At 64.6% G+C, this 16,530-nt stretch carries 15 protein-coding genes; 5 read left to right on the plus strand and 10 right to left on the minus strand.

The genetic code is table 11. The features are described 5' to 3' along the window. Positions 1-37 precede the first annotated feature (37 nt). From GEMMAAP_RS18350 to GEMMAAP_RS18385, 8 genes are all read right to left on the minus strand, one after another. Positions 38-1,456, minus strand: coding sequence for a TolC family protein (locus GEMMAAP_RS18350; RefSeq protein WP_158514924.1), 1,419 nt, complete (start codon positions 1,454-1,456; stop codon positions 38-40). A gap of 94 nt (positions 1,457-1,550) precedes the next feature. Next, positions 1,551-2,204 (minus strand): TetR/AcrR family transcriptional regulator, encoded by a 654-nt coding sequence (locus tag GEMMAAP_RS18355; protein WP_053334571.1) that lies wholly within the window; start codon positions 2,202-2,204, stop codon positions 1,551-1,553. A 68-nt stretch (positions 2,205-2,272) separates the two neighbouring features. Beyond that, on the minus strand, positions 2,273-3,211 hold the full coding sequence (locus tag GEMMAAP_RS18360) for a hypothetical protein (protein WP_145979233.1): 939 nt from the start codon (positions 3,209-3,211) through the stop codon (positions 2,273-2,275). Beyond that, positions 3,208-4,461 (minus strand): NTP/NDP exchange transporter, encoded by a 1,254-nt coding sequence (locus GEMMAAP_RS18365; RefSeq protein WP_043581760.1) that lies wholly within the window; start codon positions 4,459-4,461, stop codon positions 3,208-3,210. Before GEMMAAP_RS18365 ends, GEMMAAP_RS18360 begins: the two co-directional genes overlap by 4 nt. A gap of 41 nt (positions 4,462-4,502) precedes the next feature. After that, the gene (locus GEMMAAP_RS18370) at positions 4,503-5,549 is read right to left on the minus strand and encodes an NAD-dependent epimerase/dehydratase family protein (protein WP_026850894.1); all 1,047 of its coding nucleotides are present in this window, start codon (positions 5,547-5,549) and stop codon (positions 4,503-4,505) included. Next, positions 5,550-6,722, minus strand: a complete 1,173-nt coding sequence (locus tag GEMMAAP_RS18375) for an NAD-dependent epimerase/dehydratase family protein (protein ID WP_026850895.1) — start codon at positions 6,720-6,722, stop codon at positions 5,550-5,552. Then, positions 6,719-8,098, minus strand: coding sequence for a dipeptidase (locus tag GEMMAAP_RS18380; protein ID WP_082821478.1), 1,380 nt, complete (start codon positions 8,096-8,098; stop codon positions 6,719-6,721). Before GEMMAAP_RS18380 ends, GEMMAAP_RS18375 begins: the two co-directional genes overlap by 4 nt. 44 nt (positions 8,099-8,142) lie before the next feature. Then, the gene (locus tag GEMMAAP_RS18385; protein ID WP_053334573.1) at positions 8,143-8,907 is read right to left on the minus strand and encodes an esterase family protein; all 765 of its coding nucleotides are present in this window, start codon (positions 8,905-8,907) and stop codon (positions 8,143-8,145) included. A 180-nt stretch (positions 8,908-9,087) separates the two neighbouring features. On the opposite strand from GEMMAAP_RS18385, the gene GEMMAAP_RS18390 reads away from it, so the two are divergent. Both GEMMAAP_RS18390 and GEMMAAP_RS18395 read left to right on the plus strand, forming a co-directional pair. Beyond that, a complete protein-coding gene (locus tag GEMMAAP_RS18390) occupies positions 9,088-9,960 on the plus strand; it encodes a GNAT family N-acetyltransferase (protein WP_053334574.1) in 873 nt (290 codons plus the stop codon). 59 nt (positions 9,961-10,019) lie between these two features. Next, positions 10,020-10,703 carry a lysophospholipid acyltransferase family protein gene (locus tag GEMMAAP_RS18395; protein ID WP_158514925.1) on the plus strand — a complete coding sequence of 228 codons (684 nt, stop codon included), beginning with the start codon at positions 10,020-10,022 and terminating at the stop codon, positions 10,701-10,703. Here GEMMAAP_RS18395 and GEMMAAP_RS18400 read toward each other — a convergent pair. Together GEMMAAP_RS18400 and GEMMAAP_RS18405 are read right to left on the minus strand one after the other, a co-directional pair. Next, a complete protein-coding gene (locus GEMMAAP_RS18400) occupies positions 10,684-11,244 on the minus strand; it encodes a GNAT family N-acetyltransferase (protein ID WP_145979234.1) in 561 nt (186 codons plus the stop codon). The two genes, GEMMAAP_RS18395 and GEMMAAP_RS18400, sit on opposite strands and share 20 nt — an antisense overlap. Further along, entirely contained in the window at positions 11,241-11,738 is a 498-nt protein-coding gene (locus tag GEMMAAP_RS18405) for a DUF411 domain-containing protein (RefSeq protein ID WP_053334635.1), read from the minus strand. The genes GEMMAAP_RS18400 and GEMMAAP_RS18405 overlap by 4 nt, the downstream gene beginning before the upstream one ends. Before the next feature lie 264 nt (positions 11,739-12,002). Between GEMMAAP_RS18405 and GEMMAAP_RS18410 the strand changes: the two genes are divergently transcribed. From GEMMAAP_RS18410 to GEMMAAP_RS18420, 3 genes are all read left to right on the plus strand, one after another. Beyond that, a complete protein-coding gene (locus GEMMAAP_RS18410; protein WP_043581761.1) occupies positions 12,003-13,760 on the plus strand; it encodes a methyl-accepting chemotaxis protein in 1,758 nt (585 codons plus the stop codon). A 332-nt stretch (positions 13,761-14,092) separates the two neighbouring features. Continuing rightward, on the plus strand, positions 14,093-16,336 hold the full coding sequence (gene ccoN, locus GEMMAAP_RS18415) for a cytochrome-c oxidase, cbb3-type subunit I (RefSeq protein WP_053334576.1): 2,244 nt from the start codon (positions 14,093-14,095) through the stop codon (positions 16,334-16,336). Beyond that, positions 16,336-16,530: a cbb3-type cytochrome oxidase subunit 3 gene (locus tag GEMMAAP_RS18420; RefSeq protein ID WP_026850900.1), complete on the plus strand. Its 195-nt coding sequence runs from the start codon at positions 16,336-16,338 to the stop codon at positions 16,528-16,530. Before ccoN ends, GEMMAAP_RS18420 begins: the two co-directional genes overlap by 1 nt.

Below are 16,530 nucleotides of genomic sequence, written 5' to 3' on the forward strand. Positions count from 1 at the left end.
GCATGGGGCCGTCAGGTGCTGGCATCAGTTGGGTTGCTCAGTTGGGAAGCGCACGAAGGGCTGCTGCGCGCTCGAGATCCACGACGCGAGTGGCCACGGTGAATTGCGTGATCACCTGATTGAGTGCGGCATTGGTGTAGGCCGACCGCGCACTCAGAAATTCGATCTGCGTGGCGAGTCCTTCGGCGTAACGCCGCTGCACGAGTGTGAAGGCACGTTGAGCGGCGGCGAGCCGGTCGTTGGCGGTGGCGAGCGAACTCTGGGCGGCGTTCACAGCGTCGAGGGCATTCTGTACCTCCACACGGACCGCCCGTTCGGTTTCGCGTTTGCGATACTCGGCTTCGCTGCGCGAGGCCTGTGCCTGTTCGCGGCGAGCCGCATCCTGAGTGCCGTTGAAGACGTTCCATCCCAGCACCACCGACGCGAGTGCCACATCGTTGTTGCGATTGAAGCGATAGCGATCGCCCTGCACGCCGTAGCTGGCAGCCAGCGCGACGTTGGGGAGGAAGGCGGCTCCGGCCACGCGTTCCTGTGCGCGCGCGAGGTCAATGAGTGCACCGGTCTGGGCGACGGCTTCGCGCCGCTGCATTGCATGTGCAATGAGGACGTCGCGATCCTGGAGGGCGACGGCCAGCAGAGTGCTGTCGTTGGCGAGCTGTACCGCGGCATCATCCGGAGCGTTTCGCAGCAGGTTGAAGCCGCGGCGCGCGGCGTCGCGCTGCCGCGTGGTTTCGGCAATCTGCTGCAGCAGTTCGCTGCGCTCGGCGCGGGCACGCAGCAGCACGTCGGGGGTGGCCTGTCCATTGGCGATGAGGCGTTCACTGACGCGCACATTCTCATCGAGCACCGGGAGCGTGGCCTCGAGCGTCTCGACGGCGCGTACCGTGGTGGCGTAGCCCAGCCACGCCTGCTGAATGTCGGCGGCGAGCTGTCGCATGGCCGCAGCGCGCCCGCTCCCAACGAGATCACGTTGCGCGCGCGACGCCGCGCGGGCGCCGAAGAGTGCGTCGTTGTACAGCGGGACGCTCATCTCGAGCTTGGTTTCCTGCCGGAAGGGCAACGTGGCGGCCACGTTAGTGGGAAACCGTTCCTGTCCAATGAGCTGATTGAGTGCGGAGTACGCGGGGTTGATGAAGTCGCCGATGTTCACGACGCCGCTGAACTCCGAGTAGCGGGCGTTGACCCCTACGGTTGGGAGAAAGCGGCCGTTGGCTTCGCGCACGGTGGCGTTGGCCCGTCGCATGGCGGCGTTCTGCTGAGCAATGGCGAGATTCGCGCTGAGCGCCTCGGTGACGTAGCCATCGAGCAGGGCTCGAGCCGATGTGGCTGGCGATGCCGGCGATTGGCCCTGGGCCTGCACCGTGTCCGGTACGAGGGCGAGGACGCCGAGGCTGATGAGTCCGGCGATGGCGAGGGCGATGGTCGCCTTGGAGCGCAAGCAGAACATCGATTTCATGGTGAACATCGCTTTCTGGAATAACACTGTTAAGTGAATGGGCCAAAAGAGGGGCGCCGAAGCGCCCAGAATCTTTTGACCTAACGGTGATAGGTCAGCGTGGGTTTCGCAAGCTGCCGCGGATCATGGAATCGCACATGGTGCGCACGGCCTGCCGAGGATCGCGCAGGGTGATGTGCGGGTCGTTGCAATGGGTGAACCAGAGGGCCACGATCCCGTGAATGCCCCCCCAGAACATCTGCGCCAGCTCCACGGCGTCGGTGAGTTCCGGGCGGTAGAGCTGTTTATCAATCCCTTCCTGGACCGTGTCAAAGAGGAACTGATAGGCGTCTTCGTCGGGCATGGGCACTTCATTACCAGCCGCATCAAGGAGCTGCTGCTGGTATGATGTCATGAACATGAAACGATACTGGCTCGGATTATCGAGCGCGAAGTCGGCATAGGCCAATCCCAGCCGACGCAGCCGCTCGATCGGATCCTCGATGCGGCCGATCTTGAACATCGCCTGTCCCAGCGCCGAGAAGTCGGCGAGGCACAGCTCCACGAGCAAGGCGTCCTTGTCGCGGAAGTGGTGGTAGATGGCCGTGGGGGTATAGCCGATTTTCGCAGCGATGGCCCGCATGGTGGTGGCTTCCACGCCCTCGGCCACAAACAGCTCACGCGCCGCGTCCAGGATGGCCTGGCGCGTCTCGGCCTTTTGCCGTTCCCGGCGGGCCAGCGAAGCGGAGCGAATAGCAGAGGTGGTCATACTGGGACAATACGCCGTTCACCTAACAGCGTCAAGTGGCTGACGAACCAGCACGTTGCCCACGCCAACTACCGGCGCCGCCCCTCGATCTGCACGAACTGGCCTCCGGAGAGGCCGCCATCCGTGGTGTGCACGAAATACGCCCGCACCGGATCGCCGGGCGCGTACTGGTCGCGGATCATGTTCAACCCCCGGCAATGGAACGCATTGCAGGTGTACCCCCGCAGGTCTCGCGGAAGCGCACAGCCATCGCTCACCTGGAATACGCAGCCGTGGGTCATGGTGCGCGGGCGCCGGTACGTCCGATAGAGCGCCAGGATGGCCTCGTCGTCGTGCGTCGGGAAGCGCTGCAGGTAGCCGACCATGGTGTCGCTCCGAACGAAGGCGTGCTCGCCGCCACTTTTGCAGCACACCCCGCGACAGGCGGCGCAAGCGGCCCCCAGCAGCGCCTGCTCCGCCTCCTGCTGCGCCAGCGTCGCATCATCCAGAACCGGCACCACCGGCACCGTTGTTGGCGGCACGGGGGACGGCGCAACCTCACCGGCAGCTAGGCGCTCACGCGCGTCGGCAAGACAGGTGCGCACGTGCTCTTCGAACGCCAGCCATCGTCGATCCGGGAGCCGCGAGGAGCGATCGGTGTTTTTCGGCAGTAGCGCCACCCGCCATGACGCGCGCTCATCCTGTGGGATCCCCCGGCGGGCGGCGGCGCGGTCACGCCGTTGCTCCACGCCCTCGGTGCGCTGGGCCCAGTCCTCGCGTTCCTGCCGCAGGGGGCGCTGCACGAGCCACTCTTCGCGGCACCGCGCATCGGCACACACCCCGCCGGCCAGTTGTGTTGGGTTCAGGGGGCGGGTGCACACCCGGCACTTCTGGAACGCCGGAATGGCCGCCAGACGGTGAGTGCAGCCAGGCGCACCGCACAGCAGCGCCGGCACATGCGGCAGCGGCTGACGAGGGGCGCCACACATGACACAGGCGGCAGCGGCAGGAGCGACGGGCAGGCTCACTCACCCTTCTCCAACCGCGAGTGCCGCGCGCCCAACCAGAACGCCACCACCAGCCACACCGCACTCATGGGCGCCGCGAGCAGCGCAATGCTGCTCACCGCCATGCCGGCTGCCGAAAGCCCGGCGTACGACCACGCCCCAATCTGGTCGCCGCCACGGTACACGAAGGTGTCGATGAAGTTCTTGGCCTTGTACTTGTCTTCCGGCGGCACCACGGTGAACAACACCTCGCGCGCCGGCTTGCCAAAGGCATACTCCCCCGCGCGGCGCAGCACCTGAAACACCACGAAAATGGCGAGCGTACCCCACGTCCCCAGCGCGGTGAATCCCACCAGACTGAGCACCGGCATAATCGCCAGCGTGGCGCCCACTCCCACCCACTTGATCACGCGACCCGTCACGAAGAGCTGCGCCAGAATGGTGAGGCTCTGCACCACCGTATCCACACTGGCCAGAAACGCCGTGCGCGCCTCACGATCGGCGTAACGTGCTCCCACAATCTCCGCCTGCTGGAAATACAGGATCGTGGAGCCAATGGTGAACAGCAGCATGTAGGCGCAAATGCCCAGCAGATACGGACTGGTCAGCACATGGGTAATTCCCGCCAGTGACGACCCCCCCACACTGCGCTTGGCTTCATCGCGCTGCCGCGTCTCCACCCGGAAGCTGGGAGGAAAGCGCTTCACCGATTGCACGGCGCACTCCAGCAGCGCCACGCTCATGACCATGAGCACCGGCGTGCCCACCACCTGGGCCAGCCGCGACGTGAGAAACGCGCCTACCAGTGCGCCGAGGGTGCCACCCACACTGATGAACCCGAAGAGCCGCTTGCTCTGCTCCGGGCGGAACGTATCCGCCATGAACCCCCAGAACACCGAGGGGATGAAGAGCGAATAGATGCTGGTGAGGATCCAGAACGCCGGCCCGAGAAACGGCTCCCACGACGCCGGTCCATACTTGATGATGGCGGCAAACGTGAGCAGCAACGCAATGAAGACGCGATACACGATCGGGATGAACCGACGCACCGGCAATCGCGCCACAATGCCCGAGTACACCGGGTTCATGAGCAGCGTGGTCACCAGCGTACCGGTAAACAGCCACGGCAGCTTGTCGGTCCCCGCGGCCACACCGGCCGCGTCGCGCACCGCCCGCAGAATGAAGTAGCTGGCCAGCGCGAAGAAGAAATACATCGCCGCCAGCAGCGTCCCGCGTTCTTCTCCCTCTTCCACGGTGCCCAGCCGCGACATCAGTTGCCGCAATAGTGGTGGCGTACGGCGTGCCCCTTCGCTCACGATCCCTTGCCCTGCTGTGCATGCCAGGCGGCCAACACCTCACGCTCCCGTTCCGGCGATACTCCCGCTCGGAGTCGCGCCTGCTCTTCAGCCGGGCGCGCATGATACCAGGTGAGCGCATCGCGCACCGTGGTGGCCAGCGGCCGGAAGGTCAGTCCTGCGGCCAACGCCTTCTCAATCACGCTGGTGCAAAACGCCACCGTACTTGCGCCCGTGTAGCTCCATACCGGCATGTCGCCCCACGACCGCAACTTGTTGGCGGTCAGAAACGGCTGCGGTACCCAGGTGAAGTGCGCATCGTTGGCAAAGCACGCCTTGATGCCGTACAACAGCTCGCCAATGCCACAGGTGGTGCGTGGCCCCACGGCGTTGAACGCCCCACCGGTACCCTGCTCACCCAGACGCACCATCCACTCGGTCAGGTCCCGCACATCAATCCACTGCGCCGGATCATCCAGCGTACCCGGCGCCAGAATTTCGCCGCCACGCTCGATGCGCACGGGCCAGTATGTAAAGCGGTCCGTCAGATCACCGGGCCCCACAATCAACCCGGGGCGCACGATGGTCGCCTGGTCGCCAAACGCGGCTTCCAGCAGCTGCTCGCAGCGCGACTTCTTGGCGCCGTAGCTCGCCGCCGCCGCGTCCGGCCCGTTGATCGGCGCCTGGTCCATGCGCGGATGCGTCTCATCCGGAAACGACCGCGTGTAATCCTTGTACACGCCGGTACTCGAGACATACACGTACTGCGACACGTTTCCCTTCAGCGCCGCGGCCGCATTGACGATCCACTCGGGGTTGGTGGTGGGCAAATCGTACACCACGTCCCACCGGCGTCCCTTGAGGGCATCGTGCCCGGTGGGCGTGTTGCGATCGCCAATCAGCTGCTCAGCGTTGGGAAAAAGCCCCGGCTTCGTCTTGCCGCGATTGAACAATGTCACGCGATGCCCGCGGGCCAACGCGTGCGTGACCAGATGCGGCCCGATATACCCGGTGCCGCCAAGAACGAGGATGCTCTTGGGAGCGCCGTCCCGTGGAGTGGTCACTTAACGCCCCGCCTTGGCATGCCACGCGGCCAGCACGGTCTTCTCCTTCTCCGGCGCAATGCCGGCGCGCGCCTTCTCCTGCTCGGCCGCGGGACGCGTCTTGTACCAGTCCAGCGTGCTCTTCGCCGTATCGGCGAGCGGACGGAAGGTCAGCCCTGCGGCATACGCCTTCTGACAGTTGACCTGCATGAACCCCAACGTCGGCCCCATGGCCGGTTGCCACACCGGCATCTCGCTCCACGCCCGCACCTGCTGCTCACGGAGGAAGTCCGCGGGCACCCAGGTAAAGCGGGCATCACTCGTCGTGACCGACTTGATGCCATACAGCATTTCGCCAATGGTGGTGGGCGTCTTGGGGCCCGTCGCGTTGAACGTGCCCAACGTGTGGTTCTCCCCGCAGCGCACAATCCACTCGGCAAGATCGTGCACGTCGACGTACTGCACGGCATCGGTGGGCGCACCCGGCGCGAGAATCTCGCCGCCCTTGTCGATGCGCACGGGCCAATAGCTGAACCGATCGCTCAGATCACCAGGTCCCACAATGAGACCGGGACGCACGATGGTCACCTTGTCTTCGCCAAACTGCGCCTTGGCTTCGATTTCGCTGCGCACCTTGTTGGGCCCGTAGTAGCGGGCATCGCGATCGAACGGCTTGTCGATATCGGTGGGCGCATGCAGCGGCCCGCCTTCGTCCATGCCAGGCTTGGAATAATCGCTGAACACCGAAATGGTGCTCACGAACAGGTACTGCCCCACACGCCCCTTGAGCGCTTCACCCGCGCCGCGCACCCACATCGGGTTCGTGGTGGGATTATCAATCACGACATCCCACGTGCCCTTCTTCAGCGCGTCGTGTCCGCCCACTTCGTTGCGATCACCCAGCAACCGGGGCACGTCCGGGAACAGTGTACTGTTGGTCTTGCCGCGATTGAACAGTGTGAGCTTGTGCTTGCGCGCCAACGCATACTCAACCTGCTGCGGTCCGATGAAGCCGGTGCCACCCAGAATGAGAATACGCAGCGGCTTGGGCTGCACCGCTCCGGCCTCCGGACGGTACGCCCCCGGGCGCACCCCTTCCGACGTGAAGGCCTCGGCAACACCGGGCAGCCCCACACCCACAGCGCCGCCGAGAACGGCCGTGGTTTTGAGAAAGGTGCGACGATCGAGAGTCATGGCGTGATCTTCCGGTCGAGTTGGTCGATGGTCCTGGTGGAAGCCGGACGGATTTGGCGCACACGAGCCGACACCACTTCGGCGCGGGTCAATACGCGCAGTACGTTTTCACCCATCAGGCCACGGAGTTCCGTATCGGTCCAGCCGCGCTTCACGAGTTCGGCCAGCAGGTCCGGATACTTTGAGACATCCTCAAGGCCCTGCACGGTTTCCGTAATGCCATCAAAATCACCGCCAATGCCCACGTGGCTCGCCCCGGCGACGCGCTTGATGTGATCGAGGTGATCCGCAACGTCGGCAATCGTGGCGATGGGCGTAGGATGACTCTGCCGCCAGGCCGCCGCGGCCTTGAACTGCGCATCATTGTCGTTGGGATACCGCTTCGCCACGCTGTCGCGCAGGGCGGTGAGCGCGGCGGAATGATCGGCCACCTTCTGCGACACGAACCCCGGCACGAACGTCACCATCACCACCCCGCCATTCTTCGGCAACCGCGCCAGAATGGAGTCGGGCACGTTGCGCGGCACGTTCGTGACGGCGCGCGCACTGGAGTGCGAGAAGATCACCGGCGCTTCGGTGATATTGAGCGCGTCGCTCATGACCGCCGGCGAGACGTGCGAGAGATCGACCAGCATGCCGAGCCGGTTCATTTCGCGTACCACTTCTTCACCAAACTTGGTGAGGCCGTTGTGCCTTGGCAGGTCACCCGCGGCATCGGCCCAGTCGAGCGTGACGTTGTGCGTGAGCGTCATGTAGCGCGCGCCCAGATCATAGAAGGCACGCAGCGCGCCGAGCGAGTTCTCGATGGCGTGTCCACCTTCCATGCCCAGCAGCGAGCCAATCTTGCCGGCCGCGTACGCCTTGCGCACGTCACCGGCCGTGAACGCCGGCTGGAAGACGTCCGGATACTTCGCAATCACGCGCTTCGCGATGTCGATCTGCTCCAGCTGCACGCGCGCGTAGCCGCTGTCGCGAATATCGCCCGGGATATACACCGACCAGAATTGTCCGCCCACCTGTCCGCGACGCAACCGCGCAATGTCGGTCATGCCGCGTGTCGCACGGCGCAGATTGTAAGCCTCGACATCACGCGGCGTTTCCTTCTCTTCGCGCAGCGCCCACGGCAGATCGTTGTGGCCATCCACCAGCGGCGAGAGCCGCAGCAAACGCCGCACGTAGGCGAGACGCACCTCGAGGGAGGCATCGCGCAGCGATTGCGCGGGACGGGCGGTGGCCGCTTTGCGTGCCGGCTGCTGTGCGGCCGTTGGCGTTGTGAATACGAGGACGGCGATCGCGGCAGCCGACAGGACCCGTAACAGAGCCGTTGCGGGTTTTGCGTTTGAGTTGGTGGGTTGTGAGGTGAACCGTGAACTCATCAACTCAACCCCACAACCCGGAACTGATCGGTTCAAGGCGTCCATCAGCACCCCAACTTTTCCAGGTAATACGGCAGCATCTTGCGCCACCACGGCCAATCGTGGTTCACGTCGTGCCCCCACAGATCGAAGATGTGACCGATGCCCTTCCGGTCGAGCAGATCATGAAATTCCCGGGTGTACTCCGGGCGTTCGTACGCGCCCTGCCCACTCACGATGGCAATGCGCGAATGATGTCGCAGCTGATCGAGTGTCCACCCTTCAACGTTCCCCACGTACCACATGGGGTTGTTGAAGTAGCAGTTGTCGTCGGAGTAGCCCTTGAAGTAGCTGTGCGACAAGTCAAAGAACCCGCTCATGCCAATCACACCGCCAAACAGATCGGGGCGGCGGAAAAACGCGTTCGCGGCATGAAAGCAGCCGAAGCTCGCCCCCGTGGTGAGGGCGCGCGCGCCGCCGTCGCCGCAGATGTGCCGGATGAAGGGCACCACCTCGTCTTCCACGTAGCGTGAGTACAGCGCCTGCCGCCGCGCACTTTCCTGCACCGGCAGGCCGCGGTCCATCCACGCCAGCCGGTTGATGCTGTCAATGGAGAAGACGCGAATGCGTCCCTGCTGCAGCAGCGGCTCGACGGCCTTGATGAGCCAGAACCGTTCGTTCTCCAGGAAGTCGGCCGCAGCCGTAGGGAAGAGCAGGACGGGCTGGCCACGCCAGCCATAGCTCACGATAGGCATCTCGAGGCCGAGTGCCGGGCTGCGCCAGCGATCAATACGCTTGGGCAGGGACGGATCAACAAACTGTGGGGACATCCCCATAAGCTGGCCCGTCGCGGGGACGGTGGCCAGTGCAGGGAGCCAGTCCCGCATACAGAACCGTTGCCCAGCAGTGACGGGACCGTCGCCGGATGCCCGCCAACCCATGACGGGAGCGGGTGAGCCTTCCCTCCAGATGTGGCAGTAACCGGTTCCTCATTTCTTTCTGGAGGCTGCATGCTCGCCCGCACATTCGACGAGTTCTCCAATCCGTACGTCAATCCGCCGGAGGGAACGGCGCCGGTGGTGCTGGACGCGGACGTGTTCCCGCACCATGCCGATGGGATTCCGCCGGGGACGATGGCGAGTGGGGGCTACGAGATGCGCTTTGCCTGGACCCGCCAGGACCTGCACGCCGTGCAAGCACTGCGGTATCAGGTGTTTCATGAAGAGCTCGGGGAGGGGCAGTCCACACCGGGAGCGCCAGCGCGCGATGTGGACGAGCGGGATCCCTGGTTCCACCATCTCATGATCGTGGAGCAGCGCACGGGCGACGTCGTGGGCACGTATCGCCTGCAGTCGGCGGTCATGGCCGCCACCCGGTTCGGGTTCTACAGTGCGTCCCTTTTTGAACTCGGCGCCATTCCCGCCTCCATCCTCGGCGAGGCGGTGGAAGCCGGCCGCGCCTGCGTCGCCTCGGCGCATCGCAGCGGCAAAGTGCTCCGCCTCCTCTGGAAGGGTATTGCCCGCTATCTCCAGTGGAACTCCAAGCGCTTTCTCTTTGGCTGCTGTTCGTTGGCCGGGCTTGAACGTGAGCGCGCGACCGACATGTGGCAGGCCATGCATGCCCGGCAGGTGATGCACGATCGCATCCTGGTGAGGCCGCGCCCCGCCGGCCGGGCCCTCGCCGACGACGGGCGTACCCGCCCACTCATTACCGCTGACGCGCTCACCTATCGACTGCCGCCACTGTTCGAAGGCTATCTGGCGCTCGGCGCCCGGGTGTGTGGTGCGCCGGCCTTTGATTATGAATTCGGGACCACGGACTTTCTGGTCATGCTCGACACGATGACCATGGATCCGCGCACGCATCGATCGCTGTTCGGATGACGAATCCGGTGCCGAACCAGTCCTCGGTGGTACGGTGGCGCCCAGCCCTACGTCAGGGCGTGCGCCGCGGCGTGCGCCTGCTGTGCCGCGCGACGCTTCGCGTGATGGGCGTTCGGGTGAGGCTCAAGGGCGCCGTGCCGCGCGAGCCCGCGCTGTACCTCGCCAATCACCTGTCGTGGCTGGACATCGTGGCCATTCTCGCACGCTGCGACTGCACGTTTGTCGCCAAGCGGGAGGTGCGCCAGTGGCCACTCGTGGGATGGTTGGCGACCATCATGGGCGTGGTGTGGATTGACCGCACGCGCAAGCGTGATCTGTTGCGGGCCATTCCCCACCTCGAGGCCACCTTGCGAGCAGGCACCTCGGTGTTGCTCTTTCCAGAGGGCACCACCAGCACGGGCCGTCAATTGCTGCCGTTCAAGTCGGCACTGGTGGAAGGCGCGGTGCGCGCCGGCGTCGCGGTGGTCCCACTGGCCGTCACGGCAGCAGCACTCCCGCCCAGTGATGCGCTGTATTGGACCGGCGAGGAGACGTTGCTGCACAGCATCCCGCGGGTTGTCCAGCTGGTCGAACCTCGCGTAACGTTGCATGCGGCCCCGCCCGTCGCGTGGCAGGCGTCGCGCAAATGGCTGACCCAGCTGGCCCGTGAGGCGATCGCCCGCCGCACCGTGGGCGGCGCCATCACCGAGCGCCAAAGGATCGCGACGGGGAATCGTACCGCCGTTACCGCAGTCGCTTCGTAAAGCAGAATTTCCGGCCAATTGAAAGCTCCGACCGCGAGATGGTGCGGTAGCGGGCAATCTTCTCCGGATAGATCTCAATACTGGTGAGCGTGTAGCCCATGCGCAGAAAGAGCGCCTCGGCCAGCGAAATGGCGAACAGCTCGGTGTGGCCCCGTTCACGAGCCAGATGCTCGGCGGCGGTTATGAGACTCTGGCCCAGCCCCTGGCCCTGCTGGTCGGGGGCCACCGCCAGCGACACGATTTCCACCAGCGACGGGGTGTACTCGTCGAGCGCCACCTGCCCGCGAATGCGTCCGTCAGCCCCGCGAATGACCTGGTAATCCTGCAGGTGCGCGGTGACGAATGCCTCACTGCGCATGAGCGTCAGCCCATCGGGCGCGTAGATGTTGTTGAGCGTCACAATGGCCGGGATATCACTCTCCTCGGCGTGATGCACCACCAAATCACCCACCACAAACGCTGGCGGGGTACGGGTTGGTACCGGCTCTTCACGGTCCAACACGGGCGCGCCCACCGGGCCAGTCATAAGGGCGGCGCTCACCGAGAGGCGTAAACCCGTGACGTCCCGGCCTTATCAAAGAGCAGCACGTCGTAGGCGTCTTTCTGCCCGCCCTGCTCCATGCCGGGGGAACCCATGGGCATCCCCGGTACCGCCAGTCCACGCGCCACCGGCTTGTCCTTCAGCAGCTTCACAATGAGGTCCGCCGGGACATGCCCCTCGATGGTGTAGGTCCCCACCCGCGCGGTGTGACATGAACCCAGGCGGGCCGGAACCCCAAAGGAGGCCTTCACGCTCTCCATGTCGGCGGTATCCCGTACCGTGACCGTGAAGCCTGCTTTCCGCACATGACTGACCCACTGCTCGCAGCAGCCGCAGTTGGGGTCTTTATAGACCGTCATGGCGCGGACCGGCGCCTGAGCGTGAACGGTAGGCGCCAGCACGAGGCCGCTTACGGCCAGAGTGGCGGCATGGAGAAAGGCGCGACGGGACGGCAGCGTCGGGCCCGGCTCGGCGTCGAACGGATAGGTCGGCATGGCCGAAGTATAGCCATTTCGCGCGCGCTTCGTTCCGGTGGTGCGGCGTTTCACCGGGGCGTTGGCCAAAGATTTCTCACGGGGCGGTGCTGCTTCCGCTGCCCGAATACCGCTCAAGTCGTCCGCCCAGTTTCCGATACTCGGGACATGAGGGTTTGGACCACAGCCGTCCCGCCAAGCGCGGGAGCCACTGTGGCATGCTGGCGATGCCGCTTGCAGAAACCGCGTGTACAGGAGCGTTGGCTCCTTCTGCCGTCAGCCATCATGGCCATTTCATCGACCGTGTTAGGTCGTAGCCGTCGCGATGCCGATCGTCTCCTTGGCATTGTGCTTCTTCTGCATTTCCCGGTCGCCCTTGTCCTCGGCTGGGTATACGCCGCGTGGACCCCGGCATTGCTCGTTGGCGCCCCGTTGGCGCTGGCCAGCTTCTGGCTGTCCCGAACGCGAGCTGGCGTTGGGGCCACCCGCTTTCTGATCGGCCTCGCCTTCATGGCGTTTTCGGCGCTGTTCATTCATCAGGCCAAGGGCCTGATCGAAATGCACTTCCATATTTTTGCCTCGCTGGCTCTGCTCATGGCGTACCGCGACTGGCGGGTGCCCACGGCGGCGGCGGGGTTCATTGCGGTCCACCACGTGGCCTTCCACATCCTGCAAGGCATGGGGGTGGGGGTGTACGTGCTGAATCACAATGTGGGGGGGCACCTCATTGTGCTGGTGCACGCGCTTTTCGTGGTCTTTGAAACGGCAGTGCTGGTGGTGTTGTCAATGCGCTTGGAACAGGAAGCCAAGACCACGCAGGCGGTCTTCGAATCGCTGGAAGCGGTAGGTGAGGGGCGGTTGAATGTCGTTCCGGAGGGCGACGGTATTGCCGCCGCGCTCCGTCGGGTGATCGGCGCCGTCGAAGCGCTCGATGCGAATGCCTCCGAACTGGGTCGTGCCGTAGCCGAAAAGCGGGCCATGCGCGTGAGCGGTACCGAACTCGTGGGGGCATTTGCATCCGTTTCGGACCGCATGATGTTGGCGGCGCAGACCGTCGAGGAGCTTCGCTTGCGGAACGATGCGGCGCAGAAAGCCACCGCGGACTTCCTGGGCTCCCTCACGCCGGTCGTTCAGGCGATGCGCGATGGCGATCTGACGCAGTCGGTGGGCACTGGCTTTGGTGCGGAATATGACCGCACCGCTGAAGACATGAACAGCGCACTATCGCAACTGCGAGACGCCATTAGTGAGCTTAGCGCCTCTTCACAGCAGATTGATGGTGCTTCGACGGAGATTGCCAACGGGTCGGATTCGCTGGCCCAGAGCACCTCGGAACAGGCCGCGACGCTGGAAGAGATTACCGCGAGTGTGACGGAGCTGGCCAACTTGGGAACGGCAACGACCACCAATCTGGCGGAAGCGCGGAGCACCACCTCGGTGGCGTCCCAGTCGGCGCAGGTCGGGGTGAAGAACGTGGAGCGCCTGATCGTGGCCATGGATGAGACGCGCGACGCGGCTCGCGAGACGGCCAAGATTGTCCGGACCATTGATGAGATCGCTTTCCAGACCAACCTCCTGGCGCTCAACGCGTCGGTGGAAGCGGCCCGGGCGGGGGACGCCGGCCGTGGCTTCGCCGTCGTGGCTGACGAAGTGCGGGCGCTGGCGATGCGCTGCGCCGAGGCGGCCCGCACGACGGCCCAGCTCATTGAGAAGGCCGTGCAGCGGGTGGAAGGGGGCGTGTCGATCTCGCAGGAGGTTGGCGTGCAGCTGACGGATGTTTCCCAGCGTATCGGGTCGGTGCATGCCGTGATGGAGCAGATTGGCCAGGCGGCGGCCAGCCAGCAGGAAGGGGTCTCGCAGATCCGTGAGGCCATTGCGCAGCTGAACGGCACGGTGCAACAGGCTGCGGCCAACGCCGAGGAGTCGGCCAGCGCAGCGCAGGAGCTCACCGCGCAGGCGCGAGCGCAGCGGGCGCAGGCTGAGCGGTTCCGAACAGAAGAGGAAGTGGCGCCGAACGCCCGGCCGGTAATGCGGGCGGCATAGCGCGGCAGGGCAGTACAACCAGTGGGAAGCAGAAAGCAGGCCGTCAGGGGGAAGGGAGCAGAGGGCCGTGGCAAATGCCGCGGCCCTTTCTTCGTCCTGCCCGCCTCCCCCCTGCTCCCTGCTTCCTTGTCGGTGCACCCCCGTTTTCGCCGGTAGAATCACCCGAGCCCAACCGCTTCCCCCCCAACGACTTGGACCATCCGGTCCAAAGCACACCGATTTATCGGGTTTTCCCCGACGTATTCCCGTCACCCTCCTGACGGAGTGAAGCCGTGCAAAGGCCTACACTCAGCCTTGCACAGCTCTATCCCACACTCCCAAGAGGGAATTCGATGACCCCCGCTTCCAGCGTGGCTTCTGCCGGAGCGCCTCCACGCGTCGCCGGTGCCGCGCTCGATCGCTTCTCATATGATGACGCGATCGTTCGCAAATTCCTGTTCGCCACGCTCATCTGGGGCGTGGTCGGCATGGTCGCCGGTCTGCTGATCGCCTTGCAGCTGGCCAACCCGATCTTCAATCTCGGCCTGGAATGGACGTCCTTTGGACGTCTGCGGCCGTTGCACACCAACGCCGTCATCTTTGCCTTCGCCGGCAATGCGTTCTTCTGCGGCGCCTATTACTCCACCCAGCGGCTGCTCAAGGCCCGGATGTTCTCCGATGGCCTGAGCAATTTTCATTTCTGGGGATGGCAGGCCATCATCGTCTCGGCAGCGCTCACGCTCCCCTTTGGCTTTACGCAGGCCAAGGAGTACGCGGAGCTCGAGTGGCCCATCGACATCGCCATTGCCGTGGTCTGGGTGGCCTTCGCGGTGAACTTCTTCGGCACGCTGATCAAGCGCCGTGAGCGACACATCTACGTGGCGCTGTGGTTCTACATCGCGTCCATCGTGACCGTGGCCATTCTGCACATCTTCAACAACCTCTCCGTGCCGGCGGGGCTGTTCAAGAGCTACAGCATCTACGCGGGGGTACAGGACGCGTTCATGCAGTGGTGGTACGGGCACAACGCCGTCGCGTTCTTCCTCACGACGCCGTTCCTCGGGCTGATGTACTACTTCATGCCCAAGGCCGCCGAAGGGCCGGTGTTCAGCTACAAGCTGTCCATTCTGCACTTCTGGTCACTGGTGTTCATGTACATCTGGGCCGGCCCGCACCATTTGCACTACACGGCGCTCCCCGAGTGGGCGAGCACGGTGGGCATGCTCTTCTCGGTCATGCTCTGGGCCCCCAGCTGGGGTGGCATGATCAACGGCCTGCTCACGTTGCGCGGGGCGTGGCACAAGGTGGCGCAGGACCCGATCCTCAAATTCTTCGTGGTCGCCGTGACCGCCTACGGCATGTCCACCTTTGAAGGCCCGATGCTCTCCATCAAGAGCGTCAACGCCCTCGCGCACTACACCGACTGGATCATTGCGCACGTGCACACCGGCGCGCTCGGGTGGAACGGTTTCATGACCTTCGGCATGATCTACTGGCTGCTGCCGCGTCTCTTCCAGGCGCCGGTGTACAGCAAGCGGGCCATGGAAGTGCACTTCTGGATTTCGTCGGTGGGTATCGTGTTGTACGTCGTGGCCATCTACAGCGCCGGCGTGACGCAGGGGCTCATGTGGCGCGCGTTCGACGAAACGGGGCGCCTGGCGTATCCCGACTTCGTCGAGACCGTGCTCAAGCTGATGCCGATGTACTGGATGCGTGTGGCCGGCGGGACGATGTACATCATCGGCATGTTCATCTTCGGCTGGAACATCTTCAAGACGTGGGCCAATCGCCCGGCGCAGTACGAAGTGCCGGTCATCGAAGCGGCCCCGCTGGCAAAGAAGTACGTCGAAACGCATCCGGTCATCCCGGCGGCAGGCCTCTGGGCGCGCTTCAATCAGGTGCAGTGGCACCGCGCGTGGGAACGCGCGCCGATGCTCTTCACCGCGCTCACCGTGCTCGCCGTGGTCGTGGCCTCGCTCTTCGAGATTCTCCCCACGTTCCTCATCAAGTCGAACGTCCCCACCATTGCCAGCGTCAAGCCGTATACGCCGCTGGAGCTGGCCGGACGCGACCTGTACATCGCCGAAGGGTGCTTCAACTGCCACTCGCAGATGGTGCGGCCGTTCCGCTACGAAACGGAGCGCTTTGGCGAGTACAGCAAGCCGGGCGAGTCGGTGTACGAGCATCCGTTCCTCTGGGGCTCGCGCCGCATTGGTCCCGACCTGGCCCGCGAGGGAGGCAAGTACCCCGACCTGTGGCATGTGCGCCATTTCGAGAATCCACGCGCCGTGACGGCCAAGTCCATCATGCCGGCGTACGCGCACTTCCTCAGCAAGACGCTCGACTTTGATGGCATCCAGTCCCGGGTGGACGCGATGGCCATGGTGGGCGTGCCGTACGGCGACGCCGTGAACAAGGCGCCGGCCATGGCTCGCGAGCAGGCGCGGCAGATTGCCGCCGCCATCAAGGAGCAGGGTGGACCCGGCGATCTCGAAGACAAGCAGATCGTGGCCATGGTGGCCTACATGCAGCGGCTTGGCCGCGACATCAAGGTCACCGCGACGGCGTCCGCCGCCACCACGGGAGGCTCGCGCTGATGAAACTCTCCGACGTCATGTCCTACGCCCAGCTGTCCTTCTACACGGAAGTCGCACTTGTGCTGTTCCTTGGCGTGTTCATCGCCATTTCCATTCGCACATTCATGCCCTCGCGGCGCGGGGAGCTGGAAGCAGCGTCCCGCATTCCCCTCGAAGACGATGTGGTGATCACCCCCCGCACCGCGGAGCGCTGA

It is taken from the genome of Gemmatimonas phototrophica, from assembly GCF_000695095.2.
Lineage (GTDB): Bacteria > Gemmatimonadota > Gemmatimonadetes > Gemmatimonadales > Gemmatimonadaceae > Gemmatimonas > Gemmatimonas phototrophica.

Bases quoted from the DNA above. Each gene is read 5' to 3' on its own strand.
- GEMMAAP_RS18350 (WP_158514924.1), bottom strand. From the start codon at position 1,456: ATGAAATCGATGTTCTGCTTGCGCTCCAAGGCGACCATCGCCCTCGCC.
- GEMMAAP_RS18355 (WP_053334571.1), bottom strand. From the start codon at position 2,204: ATGACCACCTCTGCTATTCGCTCCGCTTCGCTGGCCCGCCGGGAACGG.
- GEMMAAP_RS18365 (WP_043581760.1), bottom strand. From the start codon at position 4,461: ATGTCGCGGCTGGGCACCGTGGAAGAGGGAGAAGAACGCGGGACGCTG.
- GEMMAAP_RS18375 (WP_026850895.1), bottom strand. From the start codon at position 6,722: ATGACTCTCGATCGTCGCACCTTTCTCAAAACCACGGCCGTTCTCGGC.
- GEMMAAP_RS18380 (WP_082821478.1), bottom strand. From the start codon at position 8,098: ATGAGTTCACGGTTCACCTCACAACCCACCAACTCAAACGCAAAACCC.
- GEMMAAP_RS18385 (WP_053334573.1), bottom strand. From the start codon at position 8,907: ATGTCCCCACAGTTTGTTGATCCGTCCCTGCCCAAGCGTATTGATCGC.
- GEMMAAP_RS18390 (WP_053334574.1), top strand. From the start codon at position 9,088: ATGCTCGCCCGCACATTCGACGAGTTCTCCAATCCGTACGTCAATCCG.
- GEMMAAP_RS18405 (WP_053334635.1), bottom strand. From the start codon at position 11,738: ATGCCGACCTATCCGTTCGACGCCGAGCCGGGCCCGACGCTGCCGTCC.
- GEMMAAP_RS18410 (WP_043581761.1), top strand. From the start codon at position 12,003: ATGGCCATTTCATCGACCGTGTTAGGTCGTAGCCGTCGCGATGCCGAT.
- ccoN (WP_053334576.1), top strand. From the start codon at position 14,093: ATGACCCCCGCTTCCAGCGTGGCTTCTGCCGGAGCGCCTCCACGCGTC.
- GEMMAAP_RS18420 (WP_026850900.1), top strand. From the start codon at position 16,336: ATGAAACTCTCCGACGTCATGTCCTACGCCCAGCTGTCCTTCTACACG.